Origin of the sequence: Polynucleobacter sp. AP-Kolm-20A-A1 (genome assembly GCF_018688315.1) — a bacterium.
Classification (GTDB): domain Bacteria; phylum Pseudomonadota; class Gammaproteobacteria; order Burkholderiales; family Burkholderiaceae; genus Polynucleobacter.
Map to the genome: position 1 here is coordinate 563,276 of NZ_CP061315.1, position 21,177 is coordinate 584,452.

Annotated in this window: 25 protein-coding genes; 9 read left to right on the top strand and 16 right to left on the bottom strand. The window is 46.2% G+C overall.

Going from position 1 to position 21,177, the window contains the following annotated elements; genetic code table 11:
• Nucleotide 1: 1 nt before the first annotated feature.
• Nucleotides 2-1,171 carry an acyl-CoA dehydrogenase family protein gene (locus C2745_RS02990; RefSeq protein WP_215384948.1) on the bottom strand — a complete coding sequence of 390 codons (1,170 nt, stop codon included), beginning with the start codon at nt 1,169-1,171 and terminating at the stop codon, nt 2-4.
• Nucleotides 1,172-1,331: 160 nt separating this feature from the next.
• Between C2745_RS02990 and C2745_RS02995 the strand changes: the two genes are divergently transcribed.
• Nucleotides 1,332-1,835: a YqaA family protein gene (locus tag C2745_RS02995; RefSeq protein ID WP_215384950.1), complete on the top strand. Its 504-nt coding sequence runs from the start codon at nt 1,332-1,334 to the stop codon at nt 1,833-1,835.
• Here the strand turns inward: C2745_RS02995 and C2745_RS03000 are convergent.
• From C2745_RS03000 to C2745_RS03035, 8 genes are all read right to left on the bottom strand, one after another.
• A complete protein-coding gene (locus tag C2745_RS03000; RefSeq protein ID WP_215384952.1) occupies nt 1,832-2,536 on the bottom strand; it encodes an ABC transporter ATP-binding protein in 705 nt (234 codons plus the stop codon). The genes C2745_RS02995 and C2745_RS03000 overlap by 4 nt on opposite strands.
• Nucleotides 2,537-2,550: 14 nt before the next feature.
• Nucleotides 2,551-3,306 (bottom strand): ABC transporter ATP-binding protein, encoded by a 756-nt coding sequence (locus tag C2745_RS03005; RefSeq protein ID WP_215384954.1) that lies wholly within the window; start codon nt 3,304-3,306, stop codon nt 2,551-2,553.
• The gene (locus tag C2745_RS03010) at nt 3,306-4,265 is read right to left on the bottom strand and encodes a branched-chain amino acid ABC transporter permease (RefSeq protein WP_215384955.1); all 960 of its coding nucleotides are present in this window, start codon (nt 4,263-4,265) and stop codon (nt 3,306-3,308) included. Before C2745_RS03010 ends, C2745_RS03005 begins: the two co-directional genes overlap by 1 nt.
• A 14-nt stretch (nt 4,266-4,279) precedes the next feature.
• The gene (locus tag C2745_RS03015; protein WP_215384956.1) at nt 4,280-5,164 is read right to left on the bottom strand and encodes a branched-chain amino acid ABC transporter permease; all 885 of its coding nucleotides are present in this window, start codon (nt 5,162-5,164) and stop codon (nt 4,280-4,282) included.
• Nucleotides 5,165-5,252: 88 nt separating this feature from the next.
• Nucleotides 5,253-6,488: an ABC transporter substrate-binding protein gene (locus C2745_RS03020; protein WP_251368374.1), complete on the bottom strand. Its 1,236-nt coding sequence runs from the start codon at nt 6,486-6,488 to the stop codon at nt 5,253-5,255.
• Between the two features lie 76 nt (nt 6,489-6,564).
• The gene (locus C2745_RS03025; RefSeq protein WP_215384957.1) at nt 6,565-7,806 is read right to left on the bottom strand and encodes an FAD binding domain-containing protein; all 1,242 of its coding nucleotides are present in this window, start codon (nt 7,804-7,806) and stop codon (nt 6,565-6,567) included.
• Nucleotides 7,807-7,815: 9 nt separating this feature from the next.
• The gene (locus C2745_RS03030; RefSeq protein WP_215384958.1) at nt 7,816-8,274 is read right to left on the bottom strand and encodes a VOC family protein; all 459 of its coding nucleotides are present in this window, start codon (nt 8,272-8,274) and stop codon (nt 7,816-7,818) included.
• Between the two features lie 14 nt (nt 8,275-8,288).
• Nucleotides 8,289-8,981 (bottom strand): TetR/AcrR family transcriptional regulator, encoded by a 693-nt coding sequence (locus C2745_RS03035; protein ID WP_215384959.1) that lies wholly within the window; start codon nt 8,979-8,981, stop codon nt 8,289-8,291.
• A 112-nt stretch (nt 8,982-9,093) separates the two neighbouring features.
• On the opposite strand from C2745_RS03035, the gene C2745_RS03040 reads away from it, so the two are divergent.
• The 6 genes from C2745_RS03040 (at nt 9,094) to C2745_RS03065 (ending at nt 15,076) form a co-directional block, all read left to right on the top strand.
• Nucleotides 9,094-9,570 (top strand): CoxG family protein, encoded by a 477-nt coding sequence (locus tag C2745_RS03040; protein WP_215384960.1) that lies wholly within the window; start codon nt 9,094-9,096, stop codon nt 9,568-9,570.
• 99 nt (nt 9,571-9,669) lie between these two features.
• Entirely contained in the window at nt 9,670-10,524 is an 855-nt protein-coding gene (locus tag C2745_RS03045; RefSeq protein WP_215384961.1) for a xanthine dehydrogenase family protein subunit M, read from the top strand.
• 42 nt (nt 10,525-10,566) lie between these two features.
• Nucleotides 10,567-11,076 carry a (2Fe-2S)-binding protein gene (locus C2745_RS03050; protein ID WP_215384963.1) on the top strand — a complete coding sequence of 170 codons (510 nt, stop codon included), beginning with the start codon at nt 10,567-10,569 and terminating at the stop codon, nt 11,074-11,076.
• 18 nt (nt 11,077-11,094) lie between these two features.
• Nucleotides 11,095-13,491, top strand: a complete 2,397-nt coding sequence (locus tag C2745_RS03055) for a xanthine dehydrogenase family protein molybdopterin-binding subunit (RefSeq protein WP_215384965.1) — start codon at nt 11,095-11,097, stop codon at nt 13,489-13,491.
• 129 nt (nt 13,492-13,620) lie between these two features.
• Complete coding sequence (locus tag C2745_RS03060) at nt 13,621-14,397, top strand: 3-hydroxybutyrate dehydrogenase (protein ID WP_215384966.1); 777 nt, start codon at nt 13,621-13,623, stop codon at nt 14,395-14,397.
• An 85-nt stretch (nt 14,398-14,482) separates the two neighbouring features.
• A complete protein-coding gene (locus C2745_RS03065) occupies nt 14,483-15,076 on the top strand; it encodes a urate hydroxylase PuuD (protein WP_215384968.1) in 594 nt (197 codons plus the stop codon).
• 103 nt (nt 15,077-15,179) lie between these two features.
• On the opposite strand, the gene C2745_RS03070 is transcribed toward C2745_RS03065, so the two are convergent.
• The 3 genes from C2745_RS03070 to C2745_RS03080 form a co-directional block, all read right to left on the bottom strand.
• Nucleotides 15,180-16,349, bottom strand: coding sequence for an NAD(P)/FAD-dependent oxidoreductase (locus tag C2745_RS03070; RefSeq protein ID WP_215384970.1), 1,170 nt, complete (start codon nt 16,347-16,349; stop codon nt 15,180-15,182).
• 72 nt (nt 16,350-16,421) lie between these two features.
• A complete protein-coding gene (locus C2745_RS03075) occupies nt 16,422-16,589 on the bottom strand; it encodes a rubredoxin (protein ID WP_251368375.1) in 168 nt (55 codons plus the stop codon).
• 61 nt (nt 16,590-16,650) lie between these two features.
• Complete coding sequence (locus C2745_RS03080) at nt 16,651-17,136, bottom strand: rubrerythrin family protein (RefSeq protein ID WP_215384972.1); 486 nt, start codon at nt 17,134-17,136, stop codon at nt 16,651-16,653.
• A 145-nt stretch (nt 17,137-17,281) separates the two neighbouring features.
• On the opposite strand from C2745_RS03080, the gene C2745_RS03085 reads away from it, so the two are divergent.
• On the top strand, nt 17,282-18,187 hold the full coding sequence (locus C2745_RS03085; protein WP_215384974.1) for a hydrogen peroxide-inducible genes activator: 906 nt from the start codon (nt 17,282-17,284) through the stop codon (nt 18,185-18,187).
• Nucleotides 18,188-18,267: 80 nt separating this feature from the next.
• Nucleotides 18,268-19,368 (top strand): alkene reductase, encoded by a 1,101-nt coding sequence (locus tag C2745_RS03090; protein ID WP_215384976.1) that lies wholly within the window; start codon nt 18,268-18,270, stop codon nt 19,366-19,368.
• 68 nt (nt 19,369-19,436) lie between these two features.
• Here the strand turns inward: C2745_RS03090 and C2745_RS03095 are convergent, their stop codons facing one another.
• The 4 genes from C2745_RS03095 to C2745_RS03110 form a co-directional block, all read right to left on the bottom strand.
• Nucleotides 19,437-19,613 (bottom strand): hypothetical protein, encoded by a 177-nt coding sequence (locus C2745_RS03095; RefSeq protein ID WP_215384978.1) that lies wholly within the window; start codon nt 19,611-19,613, stop codon nt 19,437-19,439.
• Between the two features lie 22 nt (nt 19,614-19,635).
• Entirely contained in the window at nt 19,636-20,172 is a 537-nt protein-coding gene (locus C2745_RS03100) for a cytochrome b (RefSeq protein WP_215384980.1), read from the bottom strand.
• Nucleotides 20,173-20,269: 97 nt separating this feature from the next.
• Entirely contained in the window at nt 20,270-20,461 is a 192-nt protein-coding gene (locus C2745_RS03105) for a hypothetical protein (RefSeq protein ID WP_215384982.1), read from the bottom strand.
• A 23-nt stretch (nt 20,462-20,484) separates the two neighbouring features.
• The gene (locus C2745_RS03110; RefSeq protein WP_251368377.1) at nt 20,485-21,093 is read right to left on the bottom strand and encodes a hypothetical protein; all 609 of its coding nucleotides are present in this window, start codon (nt 21,091-21,093) and stop codon (nt 20,485-20,487) included.
• Between the last annotated feature and the right edge of the window lie 84 nt (nt 21,094-21,177).

The window sequence follows — 21,177 nt, forward strand, 5'->3', positions numbered from 1 at the left end:
ATTAGAAAGACCTTGGCAGGCCAAGAACATGCTCGGCAATGTAGGAGTAAATTAAGTTCGTTGAAATTGGCGCCACTTGATAGAGGCGAGTTTCTCTAAACTTGCGCTCAACATCATATTCATTTGCAAAGCCAAAGCCACCATGAGTTTGTAAGCAGACGTTAGCAGCTTCCCAAGAGGCTTTGGCAGCTAGGTACTTGGCCATATTGGCTTCTGGACCACAGGGCTGATGAGCGTCAAAAAGCTCACAAGCTTTAAAGCGCATGAGGTTAGCTGCCTCAGTCTCAATATAAGAGTCTGCTATGGGAAACTGAATACCTTGATTTTTGCCGATAGGGCGATCAAACACAACGCGTTCATTCGCATAGCGGCGAGCTTTATCTACAAACCAATAGGCATCGCCAATACATTCGGCGGCAATCAAGGTGCGCTCTGCGTTAAGACCATCGAGAATGTACTTAAAGCCTTTGCCTTCTTCACCAATTAGGTTTTCAGCTGGAATTTCTAAATTATCAAAGAACACTTCATTGGTTTCATGATTGACCATGTTGGCGATTGGTTGGATATCCATTCCCTTACCAATAGCTTCTTTCAGATCGACGATAAAGATCGACATACCTTCAGACTTCTTGGTTACTTCCGCCAATGGAGTGGTTCTTGCCAAAAGAATCATTAAATCAGAATGCTGAATGCGCGAGATCCAAACTTTCTGGCCATTGACTACGTACTTATCACCTTTTTTAACGGCTGTAGTTTTCAGTTTGGTGGTGTCAGTTCCTGTTGTCGGTTCAGTAACTGCCATCGTTTGTAAGCGCAATTCACCAGTGGCAATTTTTGGAAGATAGAGTTTCTTTTGCGCATCAGAGCCATGGCGCAAGAGGGTGCCCATGTTGTACATCTGGCCATGACAGGAGCCTGCATTACCACCAGCAAAGTTAATTTCTTCCATGATGACTGAGGCCTCTGCCAAACCAAGACCGGAGCCACCATATTCTTCGGGAATGAGTGCGGCCAACCAACCAGCCTTAGTCATAGCATCTACAAAGGCTTCTGGATAGCCTCGTTCATGATCAATTTTCTGCCAATAGGCAGAATCAAAGCTTCCGCATAGATCGCGCAAGGCTTCACGCATTTCTTGATATTGATCTGGTTTAGGGATGGGGTAACTCATGAAAGTCTCAATTTATAGGTGTTATGGTTAATTTACTAATATAGGTATTAGTTTAAGCAAGATTTGAAAATCTTGGGGATTGACTAAAACAAGGCAAAATAGGCCTTATGACATCTAAAGTTATTTGCTTGCATGCACCTACCTTAAGGGCTATTGCTTAATGGAGCATGCCTTCGAGCATTTTTTTAGTTGGTTTGGGATGCCGTCAGTTGGCTTGCCGGCTGTATTTTTAAGTGCGTTTATTTCTGCAACCTTAATTCCTGCTGGGTCTGAGCCAATCTTATTTGGCTACATCACTCTTAATCCTGACTTATTTTGGGCTGCAATTGCTGTTGCGACAGTTGGCAATACGTTGGGCGGGATGGTTGATTGGTGGCTTGGGTTAATAGCACGAAACAGCTTTAAGGCAATGGATGAGCCCCGTAATAGTCGCTTGAAGCGTTGGCTCGAGAAGTGGGGCCCCAAGCTCTTGCTGCTCTCTTGGTTGCCTGGGCTTGGCGATCCTCTATGCCTAGCAGCTGGATGGCTAAGGCTGCCTTGGCAGCCATGCCTGATTTATATGTTTATAGGGAAGCTACTACGCTTCATTACGCTGACATGGCTTCTGACATTGGTGCCAGAAAGTTTTTGGCACCAATTGGGCCACTGGTTACATCTTATTTAAACTGCGCAGTACTTCTGCTGAATCTCATCGTTATTTAAGAGGTTCTGAGCGGTGTCATGAAACACAATCTCGCCTTGATCCAGAATGTAAGCTCGATCAGAAATTTTTAGGGCTTGCTGTACGTTCTGCTCTACTAGCAGAATAGTTAGACCTTGCTGCTTCAGTTTGGCAAATAACTCAAACATTTCCTCAACCAAGACCGGCATGATTCCTTCAGACGGTTCATCCAAAAGAATGACTTTAGGCTTGCCAATCATGGCTCTGGCGATTGCAAGCATCTGTTGCTCGCCACCCGACATGGAAGTGCCATCCTGATGAAGGCGCTCTTTCAATCGCGGAAAAGTCTCTGCAATCTCATCAACTAAAGCGCTCATATCACCAGCTTTTTTCTTGGCGATCACGCCAAGCTCAAGATTTTCTTTAACAGTAAGGCCGGGGACAATACGACGGTCTTCCGGAACATAAGCCAATCCCAAGTGAAAACGTTCGTGAGCTGGTAGATCTAAAAAATCAGTACCATCAATTGAGGCTTTGCCTTGGCGCTTGGATAAGAGACCCATTAACGAGCGAAGAGTCGTAGTCTTGCCCGCACCATTGCGACCCATTAGAGTAACAATCTCGCCTTTGCTCACCTCAAGTGAAACCCCTTGTAATACGTGACTGCGGTCATACCACGCGTTTAAGTTTTCTACACGCAACATAGTTTGCTTTCTGTTTAACCTTGGCCCAGGTACACGCGACGTACCTCAGCATTATTTTGGATTTCTTCTGGGGTGCCTTCAGCCAAGAATTCACCATGGTGGAGAACGATGATGCGTTTACAAAGACCCATGATGAGTTTCATTTTGTGCTCAACCAAAATTACTGTGCGTTCATTGGCTAGCGTACGAATAAGCTCCATCATCACCAGCGTTTCTTCGGGCGACATGCCTGCAGTCGGTTCATCAAGTAATAGCAGGCTAGGGTTGCAGGCTAAGGCCATGGCGATTTCGAGGGCGCGCTGTTGGCCATGGGCTAAATCGCCAGTCTTTTTGTTGCGCAAGTGCTCTAGATTTACCCGGTGAAGAAGTTCATCGGCAATCTCAATAGGTTTTGGATAGCTTTGGGCATTGCGAAGGAAGTTATAGCGTGCAGTTTCCATCTGCGCGGCTACGCGGACATTCTCATGAACACTAAGCTGCTTAAAGACGTTGGTAATCTGGAAACTCTTAGAGATTCCGATTCGAGCAAACTCATGTTGCTGCATACCGGTAATGTCTTTGCCATTAAACAGAATTTGACCGCTTGAAGGAGGAAATGCGCCACTCAATACGTTGAAGAATGTACTTTTGCCGGCGCCATTAGGGCCAATAATTGCAGTAAGTGTGCCTGGCATAAAGCTAGTGGACACGTTTTGAAGAGCTTTGAACTTGCCAAAGCTCTTGCTGACATTGCGTGCTTCAAGAATAGGGGTTGTAGTTGCGCTATTCATTATTTGGAATCCTGATGAATTTGTAGCTTGCTCAGAATGGTTCCCCAAATTCCCTTAGGGAAGAACAGTACAAAGAACATAAATACCAGGCCAACGACGGCCATCCAGTGTTTGGTGAATGTGGTAACCACATCTTCTAGGTAGAGCATGACTGCCGCGCCAATGAATGGCCCAAAGAAAGTTCCCATGCCACCCAGAATACTCATCATCACAGCCTGACCGGATTGCAAGTAGTGCAGGGAATCGATTGGCACGATTGAGAGATGCAGGGCGCGTAATGAGCCTGCCAAGCCACAAATTGCGGCCGACAGAACAAATACCAGTAGCTTGGTGCGGGCCACATCAAACCCACAAGCTGCCGCACGTTTTTCATTCTCACGAATGGCCTCCATGACTGCGCCTAGAGGCGAGCTAAGAATGCGAGAAATTAACCAGATTGCGATCACTACAAAGAAAAGAATGATGTAATACTTGACGAGTGGGTTTAAGAAGTCAACTGGGATTCCAAAAATATTAAATTGATCTACACGTACACCGCGCAAACCATTCTCGCCTCCGGTCAGACTCTCTGCCTTATAGAAGATGTAATAAACAATTTGACCGAGTGCTAGGGTCACCATGGAGAAGTAGATGCCGCGAGTGCGGATTGCAAGATACCCCATGATGAGGCCGCCAATCGCTGCGCCAATGATGCCAACCAAAATTGCTGCTCCCCATGGCATGCCATAGTGAACAATGCCAATACCAGTTAGATAGCTACCAATACCTAGAAATGCTGCGTGTCCAAAAGACAGTAGACCCATATAGCCAAACAGCAAGTTAAAGCCCATGGCAAACAAGCCAAAGATCAAAATATTGATCGCCAAAGCTTCATACGGCATGATGAATGGAAAGATTGCCAAGAACAGCGTACTAGCAAGTACGCGGTGGCGTGCAATAAGTTGGAAAAATGAATTCATAAATTTACGGAGCCTTAGCCCATCGCTCCTGCTTTACCAAATAAACCTTGTGGGCGGATTAGCAGCACTACAGCCATCAAAACAAAAATGGAGAGCTCTGCCAGATCAGGGAAGAAAAGGGATGTCATGCTGTAGACCACGCCCACCAATAGACCGGCCACTACAGCGCCTACTGGGGAGCCCATGCCACCGACAACGGTTACTACAAAAGATTCAGCCAGAATCGGAATGCCCATTTCTGGATTTACTGAGCGCGTTGGTGAGGCAAGAATGCCAGAGAGGCCTGCAATTGCACAACCTAGCGCAAAGACTAAGAGCCATACCTTGGCGATATCAACACCAAGAACTTTGACGATTTCTTGATCGGCTGCACCGGCTTTAATAATGAGTCCGTAGCGCGTCTTTTGAATAAAGAACCAGACGCCCAGAATGATTACAGCGGTCGCAGCTATTAAGAAGAGACGGTATTTAGGGAAGTATCCAATTCCTACATTGAGTGTTCCGCCCAGACCCTCTGGAGTTACCGATGGCAGACCTTCGATACCAAAAGTGATGCGTATAACCTCGATCAAAACATAAGAAAGACCAAAGGTTAGCAGTAGAGGGTAATCTAGACCGCGACCATAGAGTGGTCTGACTAAGAAGCGCTCAGTTAAAAGGCCTAAGCATCCTGTTAATAATGGGGTTAGCACCAAACTAAACCAAAAACTTCCAGTGATACCTAGGAAGTACACACCCAAAAATGCGCCCACCATAAAGAAGGCGCCATGGGCGAAGTTCACCACATTGAGCATGCCAAAAATGAGGCATAAGCCAAGTGCTAGAAGCGCATAAATACTACCCAAGGCGATGCCTGTAAGCAGTTGCATGCAAAGAAGTTCAAATGTAAGACCGGTCATAAATGTACTCAGAAAAAAACTCCCCGTTACCAAATGGCTAGGGGGAGTGGATCAGGGTGAATATGGTATCCACCCTGAAATTTTTGGATTAGGCTTTATGGCCTAGCTCTGCGCAAGAACGCATATTTTTCTCAGTAGTGGGTTCGATTGTCAAAATTTTGAAGACGTCATACTTATCTTTCATATCTTTTGATTTTGACTCGATGATGATGACGGATTGAACTGCTTGGTGATCACATTTACGATAGTACTCGGGACCCTTGTACCAGTCATACTTTAGATTTTCCATTGCAGCGACCACCTTCATTGTTTCTGTGGATTTTGCAATTTTGACGGACGCAAGTACGCTTTTAACGCCGGCATAACCTAGTGCTCCGTAATCAGAAGGGACGGAGCCGTTGTATGCTTTTCTGTAGGCGTCATTAAATGCTTTTGCTTGCGGGATTCGATCCTCCAGACCCCAGTAATAAGAAGTTCCACCAGCAATACCTTCAAATGCTTCTGCCCCACCGGCAATACGTGAGGTGTAGAGCAAAACAGGAGCCACAATTTTCATGCTGGATTTCAAGCCAAAATCGGTGCACTGCTTAGCGGAATTCACTAGGTCGCGTCCAAAATTGCATAAAACTAAAATATCTGGATTTAAAGCTTTGATGCGTGGCAAGAAGGCGGAGTAATCTGACGTGCCTAGTGGATGGCGAATATCAGCCAGGGTTGTAGCACCCATTTCTTTACCAGCACGCTCAAATGCGCGAACCATTTCATGGCCGTAAGCATAGTCAGCTGTTAAGAACACAATTTTTTTGCCATAACGAGGAATGGAGTAGCGCGCTACAGCACCAGCAGTCATCGTTGGGTTTAGTGCTTCGTGGAATGTATACACACTCCAGTCTTTCGCTTCGTTAATCGCATCTGATTGGCTGATCGAGTTAAAGAGAACCTTACGCTCTTTACATACCGCATTGATTGAAAGTTGTGTGGCAGCAGAAAGTGACCCAACAACAAAATTGACTTTGTCTTTTTCAATTAACTCCAATGTACGTGTTGCGGCTTCGCCGGCGTTAAGTTTGGTGTCCCTCACCAGAAGCTCAGCTTTGCGACCATTAAGGCCACCAGCATCATTAAATTCTTTAATGGCTAGTTCGGCGGCTTTTACTTGATCTTGAGCTTCTGCGGAGAAGGGGCCAGTCAATGGGGTTGGAAAACCGATCTTGATAGTGTCGGCTTGCGCATTTGCCACATTTAACCAAAGTGGGGTGCTTGCAGCTGCAGCTCCACCAATCAACATCTTGCGTCGCGTTTGATTCGTTACTTTTTGTTTCATGGTTGTCTCCTCCATATAAAACCTTGTTAAATAAGAATGCTTTTTTGTTTTTTTAAATCTTAACTGAATGCGCCTTTTAATGTGCGGACTCAGGCACTGCTTTCCCTTGAGCTAATAGATCGCTGATATCAATAGCGGTTTCCGCCATCACAGTATCGGCATTTCTTTTGAGCTTCTCGTTATCCCTATTACCCTTGTTACCCTGGGCCTGCATATAGCGTCCCAAATACTGCGCTCTAGCCACCACTTGCTGACCTAATTTGAGACGTTCTTCGCTGTAGGCGTTTAGAGCGGCTGGTGTGGCGCCAAGTGCGGCAATATGCTTTGCAATCACCATTGCTTCATCACCAGCTTTAGTGACGCCCATGCCTACATGAGGTCTACCAACAAATGCTGCGTCACCCATTAAGGCAATCCTTCCAAACACAATCCGTTCTGAGCGCACATCGTAAATTGCTTGCAAGAAGGGGGCTGGTGTTTTTTCAAGGATTTCGGCGTATTGGGGCGCCAAGATTTCTTGAGCCACCTTACGCATGTGTGCGATGTGCTTCCATGAGACCTTGAGCGGTGGAATGCCGGTCGGATAGTAATGGCCATCATCATCAGTTAGAAGGCTGAGCAACTCCTCGTCTTCTGATGCGGGGCGGTACCAGACAAAGTTGTAACGTCGCTTGCCTGGACGGGTGTCATTACCTGAGCCGGCTACTGGGTACCCTAGCATTTGTTCGCCATTTGGCAAGCAAAAGCCAAAGCGATTAAATAAAGTTTCTAACGTGTGCTTGGATAAGCAGGCTTCATCGCAAACCCCACGCCAAGCAATATATCCAGCGTATTCCGGTTGAATCTGCGGGGCAACTTCTGCTCTAACCGCTGAACGAATGCCATCAGATGCAATCAGTAGCTCAGCATCGTATTGACTACCATCCTCACAAACGACGTGCACGTTATTGGTATCTTGATTAACGGTCTTTACTGTTTTGCCCTGCAAATAGCGCTCAGTCGGAAAGCTCTCCTTGAGCATGTGATACAGGCGACTCCAAGAGGTGAGTACTTGCGGCAATTCCATTTCACCGAGGCTTTGGCCGTCAGCACCTAATGTGATGCGCTTTGTTACAGGTACACCTAGAGTCTCGTCAACGGTGACGCCAGCAGCGCGTAGTGCCTGGGCCAAAGCATCGTGCGTCACAATCCCTGCGCCGCGACCATCTAAAGAGCCCACAGTCTTTTCTAGCAAAGTGACGTCATGTCCCTGGCGCAGCAAAATATTCGCCGCAAACAAACCGCCAAGAGAGCCGCCAATGACTAGAATTTTTGCCATTAATAACCCCTAGGCTGCTTTCGCATCAAGGGCGGTTTTTTCTGCCGCTGGATAGTTCAACTCAATAACAATGCCATTAGGATCATCTAAAAATATTTGATGGAGTCCGATTACCGGCACGGTTCTTTCGCGATAGGAAATATTTAATTTTTTGAGCAGCGCAATTTTCTCTTCCAGACCATTTGCAAAAAAAGCGATGTGATCAACTGCGCCAGATCCATGAAGCGAACTAGGGTCACGTTCGCCTAAATATTTTTTGAGTCCGTTTGGATCATTTTTATCAATAGCAATGAGGTGCAGGACTGCATTGGCCCAGCTACTTTCATCGCCGTTATAAAGCCAAACCCCTGGAAACGGAAACTCTGGTCTTGGGCCGACTGTCAGACCAAGTAATTTGCTATAGAACTCAGTAGTTTTTTCGATCTCGAGACTACGAATAGAGAAGTGATTAAGGCTTAAGTTAGACATGGTGACCTTTTGAATTAAGCAAATAGTGATTTAGCGGAATGGAGGTAAGACTGCACTCGATCGCGAATGATTTCTTGTTCTGTATTGGGGCTCTCAGCGGCATAAATGGCTTGGCCGTAGATCCAGCGCCTCATGCCAATGTAGAAAATACCGCCATGCAGACCCATCAAAAACTCAAGCTCACGCTGCGTAGGCTTAGATGTATCTGAACGACCGCAGTACTTACGTGTCTCGCGAATAAGTCTTGGTAATAAGCGTGTGCGCAAGAGCTCAAAGAAGCGATCGCTAATGGAGTGATCGCTTAAGCCGGAGAAAATCAAGATGCGAACAAAGTCATAAGTCAGTACTGTGTTCGAGTAATCCAAATAGAAGGCATTGAATTTTTCTTCTGGAGTGAGAGAGTCATCATCCAGCAATGCTTCCCATTCTGGTTTCCAACGAGATTCAAAAACCTCTTTATAGACTTCTTGAATCAAAGCATCTTTAGTTGGGAAGTAGTGATAGAGCAGGGTATGGGTAATGCCTAGCTCTTTGGATAAATTTCTTAACTGGCCATCTATTCCATTTCTGGCGAAGAACTGAATGGCGCGATCGAGAATCTGACGTTTTCGTTCCGCAGTTCCCATTCGCTTTCTGGCAGGCGTCGCTTCGCTGGCTGAAATTTCAGCATTATTTGGACTGGAAACGTTATCTTCAGTAAAACGCATGGGTTCTCAGGGTTTATCCGAATTTGGACTTATTGACCAAAAGTTAAATAATGGTACATTGTTGAACAATTGGTAGATAAGACTCTATTCGTACAAACCCCAAGGAGAGTAAATGGAACTAAATGGCGAGCAACTTATATCCGCTTCGATCCCTGATGTGTGGAGGGGTTTGAACGATATAGACGTACTGGCCAAGTCCATTCCGGGTTGCGAGGAAATTAGTCGAGTATCTCCAGAAGAGGTTCATGCCAAGGTGATGTTCAAGATTGGGCCCGTCAGAGCCCGATTTGCCGGGAAATTGCTACTGAGCGACATTATTCCGGACCAGTCTTGCTCTATGGTTTTTGAGGGCTCAGGAGGTGCGGCTGGGTTTGCTAAGGGCAAATCTCGAGTAGAGCTTAAGCAGGCCGAAGGGGGGACTTTGATCTCCTACACGACTGAAGCTTCTATTGGGGGCAAGTTGGGGCAAATTGGCGGTCGCTTAATTAGCGCTTCAGCTAAAAAGATTGCGGATGACTTTTTTCTAAAGTTTGCAAAAGAATTAGGTGGGGAGACAGTGGCGTTGGAGTCAGACGCTGGTAGTAAATAAAAAAGTAGTAATAAAACTATAAAAAGCGGTAGCAGTAAAAAGTAGTGCAAAAAATAAAAAGCTATAAAAGCTAAATACATTGGTGGTGGAGGAGACGTAATGAAATCTGCAGCATTTGATTATGTAAAGCCAAAGGCCTTGCAAGAAGCCTTATCTTTGCTTGAAGAGGCTGGTGAGGATGCGCGCTTAATTGCAGGCGGACAAACTTTATTGGCAACACTCAATATGCGCTTGTCTGAGCCTAGTGTTTTGATTGACATCACAGATATTGCTGAACTCAAGGGAATTTCTGTTGTTGGCGATAGCTTGCGCATCGGGGCGCTTGTAACCCATACTGAAATTGAAGATTCAGAGCTGGTGGCAAAACATGCGCCGCTATTAAAAGCAGCCGCTCCCCACATCGCACATCGTGCTATACGCAATTTAGGAACCTGGGGCGGATCCTTGGCCTACGGGGATCCCGCGGCTGAATGGCCTGCCTGCAGCCTGGCTCTGCGGGCTACGATGATTATTCATGGCCCTGCAGGCGAGCGTCGTATATCTGCAAGTGATTTCTTTATTGATCTATATACAACCTCTTTAGAGCCGGATGAAATTTTAGTAGCTACTGAAATTCCACTTGCAAGTAAGCAAGAGGTTTTTTACTTTCATGAACTTGCAAGGCGTCATGGTGATTATGCAGTTGCAGGACTTGCAGCAGTTGCTCAAAAGCAAGGCGATGTTTTAAGTAATTGCGCTTTCACATTCTTCTCTGTTGGGGCCACTCCAGTCATGGCCAAAAAAGCACAAGACTTGGTGAATGGTCAAAAGTTGAGTGATGAGTTGATTGCTAAGGCGGTAGCGGCTGCGCGCGCTGAAATCGAAGCAATTGCAGATATCACCAATAGCGCTGAAGCTAAACAACATTTAATCGGTGTATTGCTTGAGCGTGGTCTCAAGCACATGAGTGCTTAAAACTCAAGCGGCAATTATCGATAAAAGAATTCGGAGATCAGAATGAGTTTGAAGAAAAAAATTTCAATGACCGTTAATGGTCAGCTTATAAATGCAGAAGTTGAGCCGCGTAGGCATCTCGTAGACTTCTTGCGTGAAGATCTGCATTTAAAGGGGCCTCATTTGGGCTGCGAGCAGGGCGCATGTGGTGCTTGCACCGTCAAGGTGGATGGGCAAATTATTCGTGGATGCCTCTTTTTGGCGGTTCAAGCAGATGGTAGCGTGGTCGAAACGGTTGAGGGGCTTACTAAAAACGGCACCTTGACCGATCTACAAGAATCCTTCATGCGCCACAATGCGATGCAGTGTGGCTTCTGCTCTTCTGGCATGTTGTTGGCCGCTGCTGAGTTAATCGAGCAGCAACCAAAGGCAACGCGCGAACAAGTGCGCGAATGGATTTCTGGAAATTACTGCCGCTGTACTGGATATCACTCAATCGTAGATGCCATCGTGGATGTATTGGATGCCCGTGCAAAGGGTCAAAAAATTAAACCTGTCGTTGCTAACGCTTAAGGTATTAGGGAACGCATTATGAATAAGCCAAGTGATTTGAAGGGAATGGTTCTGGATCCCGTAACAAACGATCAGCGCTATATCGGCAATAGTGAACCAAGACATGGTGCTCGTCGCCTGCTTGAAGGTCAGGGCACTTACATTGATGATATTCAGTTGCCGCGTATGGGGCATGTTGTTTATTGGCGCTCCCCCGTTGCACACATGAAGATTGGCAAGATTCATACAGAGCATGCTAGCAAGATGCCTGGCGTGCTTGCAGTCGTAGATGGCGTGCAAATGGCAAAAATTTGTAAGCCTTGGGTAGCAACCCTGGGCCATTTGGCTGGCATGAAGTCTGCCCCTCAGCATGCTTTAGCAATTGATCGCGCTTGTTGGCAGGGTGAGCCAGTTGTAGCAGTTGTTGCAGAAACCAGAGCGCAAGCAGAAGACGCGCTTCAGCATATTGATGTTGAGTGGGAAGAGTTGCCTGCGGTTGTTTCTATGGAAACTGCACTCGATGCAGATACTCCCTTAATTCATCCAGAGCTTGGCGACAATTTATGTTTTACCCGCAGCCTGGATGTCGGTAATGTAGATGAAGTATTCGCAACGGCCGATGTGGTTGCGGAAGCTACTTTTGGATTTGGACGTCATACCGGAGTAACGCTTGAGCCACGCTGTCAAATTGCTGACTACAACCCAGGCGATCGACGCTTAACTGTTTATCACTCGCAACAAGCCCCGCACATGATGCAGGATTTGTATTGTCGTCAGTTTGGATTATCCGAGTCTGATGTGCATGTGATCTGTAAAGATGTAGGTGGATCTTTTGGCATTAAAGTTCACGCATATCCAGATGACTTTGCAACCGTAGGCTTAGCAATGATGCTCGAGCGCCCAGTGAAGTTTGTTGCGGACCGCCTTGAGTCATTTACGAGTGATATTCATGCACGCGAGCATCGCATTAAAGGTCGAATTGCTGCCAATAAGGCAGGGGACATCTTGGCCTTTGAGATTGATGACTTAACGGCTATCGGCCCTTACTCCATGTTCCCTAGAACCAGTGCTATTGAAGGTAATCAGGTGGTGAACTTGGTTGGTGGTCCTTATAAGCACCAGAACTATCGCGCCCACTTAAATGTAGTTTTTCAGAATAAAACCCCAACTTGTCAGTACCGTGGGGTAGGTCATCCAATTGCCTGCGCTGTTACTGAGGGCCTGGTAGATTTGGCTGCGCAGAAATTGCAGATGGATCCATTGGAGTTTCGTAAGCGTAATGTCATTCCGGACGATGCATACCCTTGCTCCGGAATTTCTGGAATCAAATTAGAAGTTTTGTCACATGAGCAGTGCTTGCGAACTATTGAAAAAATGATGGACTATTCAGCATTGCGCAAAGAGCAGGCTGAGTTACGTAAGAAAGGTATTTATCGTGGCATTGGATTTGCGACGCTCATTGAGTTAACCAATCCAAGTCCTGCGTTCTATGGAGTGGGCGGTGCGCGTATTGCTTCTCAGGATGGCGCTACTGTTCGCATGGACCCTAGCGGTGTGGTCTCTGTATTAATTGGTGTGGGTGAACAAGGGCAAGGCACTGAAGGTATCTACACTCAAATTGCTGCTGATGCAGTAGGCGTTTCCATTGATCAAGTGCGCATTGTTACTGGCGACACCGATGTCACACCTTATGGTGGTGGTACCTGGGCATCCCGTGGTGCTGGCGTGGGTGGTGAGGCGGTGCTCTTGGCTGCTCAAGCGCTACAAGAAAATATATTAAAGCTGGCAGGCGCCATCCTTAATCGGCCTGTGGCGGAGTTGATTGCACGTCGCGGGTATATCTTAGATAAGGCCACTGGTGAGCAGTTGTTGCCATTTAGTGAAGTGGGAAGAGTGGGTTATTTCCGCACCGATACTTTGCCAGCAGGTTTTTCTGCGGATCTCATGGTGACCCGTCATTACACTCAAAAAGATTACCCATTCATCTTTACAAATGGCGTTCAAGCTTCTTATGTTGAGGTTGATCCAGAAACGGGTTTTGTAAAACTCTTGAAGCATTGGGCGGTTGAAGATTGCGGTCGAGTGATTAACCCGATGCTGGTGAACGAGCAAGTGCGCGGCGCTATTGTTCAGGGTATTGGCGGTGTTCTGTTTGAAGAGTGCCTCTACGACGAGAGCGGCTTGCTTCGCAACGGTAGTATGGCTGACTACTTGGTGCCGATGGCTAATGAAATGCCAGACATTGAAGTTGCTCACGTTGAGACTCCAACCCAATCTTCTAAATTGGGTGCAAAGGGTGCGGGAGAGGCTGGAACAGCTGGCGCCCCAGGCGCAGTTCAAAATGCAATCAATGATGCTTTGGCTCCATTTAATGCAAGCGTTTTTGATCAGCCTATTACCTGTGAAAAAATCCTGCGTGCCCTCAAGAAAATCTAATTTCTAGAGGGTTGCGACCATCCCGGTGCGCAAGCTCCCGGGATGGGTCAGGACATCCTGTAACATCAAGTTTTGGGCCCTGCAATTTGGTTTGGAGCCCCTCTGGTTAACTTGATACGGTAAATAGATATGTCCACATTAAAAGGTAAAACTGCTTTAGTCACTGGCTCAACTAGCGGCATTGGTTTGGGGATGGCAATTGCATTGGCAAAGCAGGGCGTCAATATCATGGTCAATGGTTTTGGTGAAAAAGATGAAGCTATCGCCAAAATCAAAGCTTGTGGCGTAGAGGTGGATTACCACGGCGCCGATATGAGCAAGCCAGCTGAAATCGAAGACCTTATCAAACAAACTGAAAAACGTTTTGGCTCACTTGATATTTTGGTGAATAACGCTGGTATTCAATACACATCTAATATTGAAGACTTCCCGACTGATAAGTGGGATGCCATCATTGCAATTAACTTAAGCTCCGCGTTTCATACAACACATCATGCATTGCCTGGAATGCAGAAACGCAACTGGGGTCGCATTATTAATATAGCTTCCGTGCATGGCTTGGTTGCCTCCACACAGAAGGCTGCTTACGTTGCCGCCAAGCATGGCATTGTTGGTTTAACCAAAGTCACTGCCTTAGAAAATGCACGCACTGGTATTACCTGTAATGCAATTTGCCCTGGCTGGGTCCTGACGCCCTTGGTTCAGAAGCAGGTAGATGCTCGCGCAGAGCGTGAAGGCATTTCCAATGAAGCCGCAAAGACTGCCTTGGTTTCTGAGAAGCAGCCATCAGGCGAGTTTGTAAGCCCTGAGCAATTGGCTGCTTTAGCGGTATTCCTATGCGGTCCAGATGCTTCTGAAGTACGTGGTGTGGCCTGGAATATGGATGGCGGCTGGACGGCTCAATAATAGGCGCCAGACCTTTAGTGCGAACAAACAAAATCAACAGAATCGTTTATAGTTAGACCCATTATTACTCATAGGAGATCCTTTCATGGCTTCAATCTTGACCTCTTTAGGGCGTACCGTTTTTGCGGGTTTTGTCCTCCTCGTTTTAATTATTTTGGCTTTGGGCGGCAACTTTAGCTCTGCTGAACTCCCATTCGTATTCCGTTGGTTGCATGTGATGTTCGGTGTAATGTGGATTGGTTTGCTCTGGTACTTTAACTTTGTGCAAATTCCTTCTATGCCAAAAATTCCTGACGAACAAAAGCCAGCGATTGGAAAAGTGATTGCTCCAGCAGCATTGTTCTGGTTCCGTTACGCAGCATTGTTTACTGTTGTAACTGGTTTAATTGTTGCTGCATTGAGTGGTTACCTGCATCAAGCCTTCACATTGCAAGCTCCATTCCGTGCAATTGGTTTGGGTATGTGGATTGCCTTGGTAATGGCCTTCAACGTTTGGTTCATTATTTGGCCAAATCAGAAGCGTGCTCTTGGCATCGTTGCTGTTGAAGCTGACGTAAAAGCAAAATCTGCTCGCGTTGCGATGTTGACATCCCGTTTGAACACATTGTTGTCAGTGCCAATGTTGTTCTTGATGGTTGCTCAATCACACAACACTACTTGGTTCGTGATCGTTTCATAATCACCCGTAGCCAAGTAAATAAAAGGCCCGCTATGCGGGCCTTTTTGTTTCCCTGTAGCAGTAAATCACAGGGATGGGTGTAGCGAGGAAGTCGGGGAAGGTGTTAAGCCAGAATGGCTGGCAATTCTTTCGTTAATGCACCGCGTTGCGCAGTAGCTGTACCCATTAATGCAAAGCCTAACAACTTGCCATCTGCAGATTCAAAGCGAGCCTCGAGGCCGCCTTCAACCGGCGTTGTTGTCCAATTACCTTCAGCACCTTTCGCTGGTGGAGACACTACCGTTGCTAAGGCTGGAGTTTTCACCATGACCGGCATTGCAGGGTAGGTGAGTGCAGTTGCGTTTCCTATTAAAGTGGGCGCCAATGCTCTTGCTGCTTGCATGATCGGCATGACGTATGGCAACACTAAACCTTCAACCTCTGCGCAATCCCCAATTGCAAAGATATTTTTAATATTGGTTTCAAGTTCACGATTTACTTGAATACCAAGTCCAGTGCTGATGCCGCTTGCTTTAGCTAAATCAATTCTGGGCTTTAGGCCGACAGCCGACAAAAATACATCACAAGCAAAGGTATTGCCGTTTGCTAATGTAACTTGCAGGGAATCTCCCTGGCGATCAATCGTCTGAACGGTTGTAGAGAGATGCCAATTGACGCCAGCAGCACTTAATTTCTCTTGCAGTTCTAGTGCTGCAGCTTCAGGAAGTAGGCGACCTAAGGCCTGTGGGGCCAAATCAATGACATCAACTGCGTAACCCCCCAATGAAAGGTCGTTGGCAAATTCGCAGCCAATCAGGCCGGCACCTAGAATGGCTACTTTTTTCTTACCAGCGATTGCCGTTCTAAACTGCGCATAGTCTTCAAGGTCATTGACGGTGATTACCTCACTTGCGGCATTGCCTTGTAGCGGTAGACGAATTTGATCAGCGCCTAAAGCTAAGACCAATTTTCCATAAGGCACTACACCCTTGGTGGTCTGCAAAGTTTGCGACTTTGTATCTATTGCGCTGACATCGCACTCAGCCAACACGGTCATCTCAAGTTGAGCTGCCATACCATCAGCGGGAGTAGAGATAAGTTGCGCAGCTTCCTTTTTGCTTGCAAGCGCGGTGGAGAGCATTGGTTTGGAATAAAAATATCCAGGCTCTCGAGTCACTAAGGTGATTGGAGCCGTTTTATCTAGCTTCCGGATTTCACGGATAACGGTATAGCCAGCCAATCCGCTACCAATAATGACGATTGCGGATTGAGATTGAGGGGTAGTTTGATCCAAAGCTGGGCTCTCCAAAATAACGAGTAGTGAACGGGTAAAAGGGTAAAGGGGTAAAAGGGTATTGAATTGGCCTTAGCTTACCTGAACCATCTCAAAATCGGCTTTAGCTACTCCGCAGTCAGGGCATTCCCAGTCTTCAGGCACATCTGCCCAGACTGTTCCTGCCGGAATGCCATCTTCTGGGATTCCTTTTGCTTCGTCATAGATATAGCCGCATACGATACATTGCCAAGTTTTCATATTGATTCCTTAAATGATGTGTGAATTTTAAATTTAATTTCTAATTATTTCTGCGGCACTCTTATTGAGCCGCAAAAACCTTTGCTTTTTCCAAGGCCTGCTTATAGTGGTTTGCATGGCGCTCTTCCACATTCGCTAGTGCTGCGAAGCGCTTTGCCGCCTTTGCCAATACTGCTTGGAATTGCTCAGCGTGCTCTTTTGATTCAGCAATTTGCTCATCAATCTCTGCGATAACTGCAGCGTTACCTTCTTCGACTGCGGTTTTGCGAAACGATGGATACATTTCTGTGTATTCATAGGTTTCGCCTTCAATAGCAATTTCCAAGGCGCGTGCCGGAGTGATCGTATTTGCTGGGTAGAGCAAATCCAAGTGGCCGAAAGCATGCATTACCTCTTGGTCTGCGGTTGCTTCAAAAATCTTGGCCGTTTCTTCGTCTCCAGCGGCGCGAGCTAATTTAGCAAAGTAGCGATACTTAATGTGAGCCATAGATTCACCAGCAAGGGCGGATTCTAAGTTTTGGATGGTTTTAATTTCTGGGCGTGCCATTTTGATTCCTTTATCTATTAAATACAGTTTGTTGAGTCGTGTTGCTTGTTTTCTCAACCATGTATGCAGTGTGCGCCTTATTTATTTATCGGTCCAATAAATCATTGTGATAGTATTTATCTAATAAATCGATAATGGAGGGTACATGGCCTATCTACCGTCATTAAGGCAGTTGGGGTATTTCGTAGCTCTGGCTAAAGAACTTAACTTCACACGAGCAGCTCAAGCCTGTTTTGTTGGGCAGTCCACTTTGAGTGCGGGCTTAAAAGAGCTAGAGGATGCCTTGGGAATTCATTTGGTAGAACGCGATCGCCAAAATGTTTCTATCACTCCAGTAGGGTTAGAGGTCCTTGAGCGCGCCAAGCTTATTTTGGCGGCATCAGAAGATTTGGTTGAGTATGCGGGTGCAACTGGCAAGCCGATGACTGCAACTATTCGCCTAGGCGTTATTCCAACTATCGCCCCGTTCTTGCTGCCAACTGTTTTGCCAGAAATTCGTAAACGCTTTCCAGAACTCAAGGTTACCCTCAGGGAGGATTTAACAGCAAACCTGCTATCAAGACTGGCTGAGCATAAATTGGACTTTGCATTGATTGCTTTACCGTATGACGTAAGTGGTCTGCTAGTGCAGGAATTATTTGATGATCATTTTTGGTTGGTTGCTAAAGAAGGTGATCCTGCTTTAAAAGGAAAAGAAGTTACCTTACCTGCCAAGATGGCTGAACGACTCCTGTTACTAGAAGAAGGACACTGCTTACGAGAGCATAGTTTGCAAGCCTGTAAGCGCGCAGATATTCGGAAGGCGGAAGGCTTAGAGGCAACCAGTCTGCTAACCCTATTGCAGATGGTTGAGTCTGGCCTGGGGATTGCATTGCTTCCAGGGATGGCGGTCAAAAGCAGTTTATTAAATAACTCTGAATTGGTTGCAAAAGCGTTAGCTGAACCAGCGCCTAAAAGAGTCATCGCATTGGTTGCTCGACCATCTACCGCACATACTCAAGAATTCAATGCGCTGGCTGACTGCATACGCGAGCAATTTGGCGCGGCTTAATCGAGTCTCTTGCTCAGCAAAATTAACCAATTCTTGTTACAGTCACCCATCTCATTTATTACTTATATAAAAGGCAGCAAATGTCAGGCAAAGAAATCATGTTCACCCCGGTTAGTCTCGGATCCATTCAATTAAAAAATCGTTTAGTGATGGCGCCACTCACTAGAATGCGTGCAGTTGGTGGTGATGTGCCAAACCCATTGGCTAAAACATACTACGCACAACGTGCTGGCGCTGGTTTGATCATTACTGAAGCTACACAAATTTCTCCGTTGGGTAAAGGCTACCCAGCAACTCCTGGAATTTATTCTGCAGAACAAACTGCAGTATGGAAAGAAATCGTTGAGGCGGTTCATGCCAAGGGCGGTTCGATCGTTGCACAGTTATGGCATGTAGGACGCATTTCCCATTCTTCCTTGCATCCAGAGCAGGGCATTCCTGAGGCGCCTTCGGCAATAGCTGCGGCTGGTCAAACTTACGGTGCCGATTGGAAGCTGCATGACTATGAGACTCCAAAAGTGATGAGTCAGCAAGATATTGCCCGTTTGCTCAAGGAGTTTGAAGCCGCTGCTCAGAATGCAAAAGCTGCAGGATTTGATGGTATTGAAATTCACTCCGCCAATGGCTACTTGTTGGATCAGTTCTTGCAAGACAAAACCAATCAACGTACAGATGAATATGGTGGGTCGATTGAAAATCGCTTGCGCCTATTGGGTCAGGTCATTGAAGCGGTAACTAAAGTATTCGCAAGCGACCGAGTAGGGGTGCGCCTTTCCCCGTACGGTACTTTTAACGATATGAGTGATAGTGATCCAGTAGCCTTATTCACCACTGCAATTCAGAAGTTGAATGGCTTCAACTTAGCCTATGTGCATATGATTGAGCCGCGTTCTACAAGTGCGGGTGGCGGTGATCAAGTAAATGAAGGCGCTCCAATCACATCAGAAATGTTCCGCGCTGCTTATCAAGGTAAATTTATCACCGCCGGTGGTTATGATCAGGTCATGGGTGAAAAAGTGCTGGAAGATGGTTTGGCCGATGCGGTGGCTTATGGACGTTTGTATATTTCTAATCCAGATTTGGCGGAGCGTTTCCAAAAGGGTGCCGATATTAATGCATACAATCGCGCTACTTTTTACGGCGGCAATGAAGTGGGTTATACCGACTACCCTAGCCTTTAATGCGTGACCCCGGAATTTTTTATTCTGGGATGGAGATTAATAAACCTCGCCCCTAAATCAGGCGGGGTTTATTTTTTGTCTTCTGGATCTTTCAAGAGTCCATAGTGGTTTGCTACAAGCAACATCGCAAGAGATGCGCAGCCCATAGCAAAAAACTGCCACTGATGCAGCATGGCGGTTCCAACCACGGTCATTAGGACCGTCCAGCCAACTGCCATCTTGGCTTTTTTAGAAAGCGGCTTCATTTATCGATTGCTCCAGATTTGGTTAAACATTTGCTTTATTTAACATACGACGAAGTGTATTGTCCTTGATAACGTAATGTTGCCATAAGCCTGCTAAAGCATGAATGCCAATTAATACGTAGAGTGAGTTCCCTAGAAACTCATGTATACCTTCAACCACTTTTTTCATCTGTGGATCAGGGGTTACCAGTTGAGGCCATACCAAGCCAAAAAAGTGAATTTCTTTGCCGCCGTACTGAAAATACAAAATGCCAAAGATGGGCGATATTAGGAGAAGGGCATACAACAGCCAATGCATGGCCTTGGCTAGAGAAATAAATAGCGGTTTTGGATTTGTGGGTTTAGGAACGCCAAATCCTAAGCGGATCATTAGGCGAAGTGCCATGGCTATAAAAATCAGCTGCCCAATGACGCCATGAACACTTTTGCAGAGCTCGCGAGGCTCGCTCCCTTTAGGGAATTGCCCTTTGAGTTCAATCACTATAAAAGCAGCCACGACTAGCAAGAAAACAAGCCAGTGAAAGAAGATGGATGCGGGGTGGTATTTAGTTCTGGTCATGGTGCGCCAATGTTAGGTGGATTCATCATAAATGATAATGAATCTCATTAACATTAGCAATACCAGGGCTAATACCTCCTAAATTAGGTATTTAAGCTCAGTTATTGAGTCTTACTTTGGCGCTGAGCTCATTAGCCATGCCGCGTTTATCTATCTGAGACAGTCGTAGGGCTTCAACTTCAAAGTCCAGTTGTCCTGGGTGGAATTCTTCATCATTCTGAAGGTGTATGACGTAAGTCCATACAAGTTCACGACCGCGGTTTTTAAAGACATCTACTACACGTTTCATCTGGACCGCCTTTATGGTGACGCTTATTTCTTGCTGATAGATGGGGTAGCTACGTCTATCTGTTGAGTTAAGTTATTTTTGAGTGCTACTAAGTTTCTGGCTTCGATTCGGATAACGCCACCTCTTGGACTGTCAATATCTGCAATTAAAAAGAAAGATACTGAGATCACAAAAGGGAAGATCATGAATAGACCAACGTTCTTCTCAAAATTACGCGCACCAAATCCAACCAAAAGATTGGCGCAAGTAGCGATTGCTGCCATTAATGCCCATGCAGTAAATGGAATGCGATTCCACCAAGCAGCTTGTACATAGCCTTGAGAGTTGAGAACATCATTCATACCCGAAGCAACCAAGGCCGTGACTGGGTTCGCTTGCACTCTAACGGCTGGAACAATTTCATTCCAAAGAGCAGTTTGTAGCTGATCTGTTTTATTGTGGATCTCTTGAATCTTTTCTGGACTTTGTTTGGAATAAAACAAAATGCGTTGATCTACGTACTGAAGTAGCAAGTCCTTGGTGGCGGCTGCTGCTTTGGGTGGCAAAAGATCGGCCCGCAAGTATTCGGTTCCAATGGCGTTTGCTTCGCCTTCCTCAAAAATCTCCCGCTGATCATGACGGTCAATCGCCATTGAGAAAGTAAAGCCAATAATTAAGGCTAGTAAGGTTAAGGTGGCCGTCTGAATGATGCCGAGATCCTCAGAGGTCTCGGTATC

Bases quoted from the DNA above. Each gene is read 5' to 3' on its own strand.
- C2745_RS03110 (WP_251368377.1), bottom strand. From the start codon at position 21,093: ATGGCGATTGACCGTCATGATCAGCGGGAGATTTTTGAGGAAGGCGAA.
- C2745_RS03000 (WP_215384952.1), bottom strand. From the start codon at position 2,536: ATGTTGCGTGTAGAAAACTTAAACGCGTGGTATGACCGCAGTCACGTA.
- C2745_RS03080 (WP_215384972.1), bottom strand. From the start codon at position 17,136: ATGGCACGCCCAGAAATTAAAACCATCCAAAACTTAGAATCCGCCCTT.
- C2745_RS03085 (WP_215384974.1), top strand. From the start codon at position 17,282: ATGGCCTATCTACCGTCATTAAGGCAGTTGGGGTATTTCGTAGCTCTG.
- C2745_RS03060 (WP_215384966.1), top strand. From the start codon at position 13,621: ATGTCCACATTAAAAGGTAAAACTGCTTTAGTCACTGGCTCAACTAGC.
- C2745_RS03020 (WP_251368374.1), bottom strand. From the start codon at position 6,488: ATGAAACAAAAAGTAACGAATCAAACGCGACGCAAGATGTTGATTGGT.
- C2745_RS03005 (WP_215384954.1), bottom strand. From the start codon at position 3,306: ATGAATAGCGCAACTACAACCCCTATTCTTGAAGCACGCAATGTCAGC.
- C2745_RS03090 (WP_215384976.1), top strand. From the start codon at position 18,268: ATGTCAGGCAAAGAAATCATGTTCACCCCGGTTAGTCTCGGATCCATT.
- C2745_RS03065 (WP_215384968.1), top strand. From the start codon at position 14,483: ATGGCTTCAATCTTGACCTCTTTAGGGCGTACCGTTTTTGCGGGTTTT.
- C2745_RS03055 (WP_215384965.1), top strand. From the start codon at position 11,095: ATGAATAAGCCAAGTGATTTGAAGGGAATGGTTCTGGATCCCGTAACA.
- C2745_RS03025 (WP_215384957.1), bottom strand. From the start codon at position 7,806: ATGGCAAAAATTCTAGTCATTGGCGGCTCTCTTGGCGGTTTGTTTGCG.
- C2745_RS03015 (WP_215384956.1), bottom strand. From the start codon at position 5,164: ATGACCGGTCTTACATTTGAACTTCTTTGCATGCAACTGCTTACAGGC.
- C2745_RS03050 (WP_215384963.1), top strand. From the start codon at position 10,567: ATGAGTTTGAAGAAAAAAATTTCAATGACCGTTAATGGTCAGCTTATA.
- C2745_RS03095 (WP_215384978.1), bottom strand. From the start codon at position 19,613: ATGAAGCCGCTTTCTAAAAAAGCCAAGATGGCAGTTGGCTGGACGGTC.
- C2745_RS02995 (WP_215384950.1), top strand. From the start codon at position 1,332: ATGGAGCATGCCTTCGAGCATTTTTTTAGTTGGTTTGGGATGCCGTCA.
- C2745_RS03045 (WP_215384961.1), top strand. From the start codon at position 9,670: ATGAAATCTGCAGCATTTGATTATGTAAAGCCAAAGGCCTTGCAAGAA.
- C2745_RS03035 (WP_215384959.1), bottom strand. From the start codon at position 8,981: ATGCGTTTTACTGAAGATAACGTTTCCAGTCCAAATAATGCTGAAATT.
- C2745_RS03105 (WP_215384982.1), bottom strand. From the start codon at position 20,461: ATGAAACGTGTAGTAGATGTCTTTAAAAACCGCGGTCGTGAACTTGTA.
- C2745_RS03010 (WP_215384955.1), bottom strand. From the start codon at position 4,265: ATGAATTCATTTTTCCAACTTATTGCACGCCACCGCGTACTTGCTAGT.
- C2745_RS03100 (WP_215384980.1), bottom strand. From the start codon at position 20,172: ATGACCAGAACTAAATACCACCCCGCATCCATCTTCTTTCACTGGCTT.
- C2745_RS02990 (WP_215384948.1), bottom strand. From the start codon at position 1,171: ATGAGTTACCCCATCCCTAAACCAGATCAATATCAAGAAATGCGTGAA.
- C2745_RS03075 (WP_251368375.1), bottom strand. From the start codon at position 16,589: ATGAAAACTTGGCAATGTATCGTATGCGGCTATATCTATGACGAAGCA.
- C2745_RS03040 (WP_215384960.1), top strand. From the start codon at position 9,094: ATGGAACTAAATGGCGAGCAACTTATATCCGCTTCGATCCCTGATGTG.
- C2745_RS03030 (WP_215384958.1), bottom strand. From the start codon at position 8,274: ATGTCTAACTTAAGCCTTAATCACTTCTCTATTCGTAGTCTCGAGATC.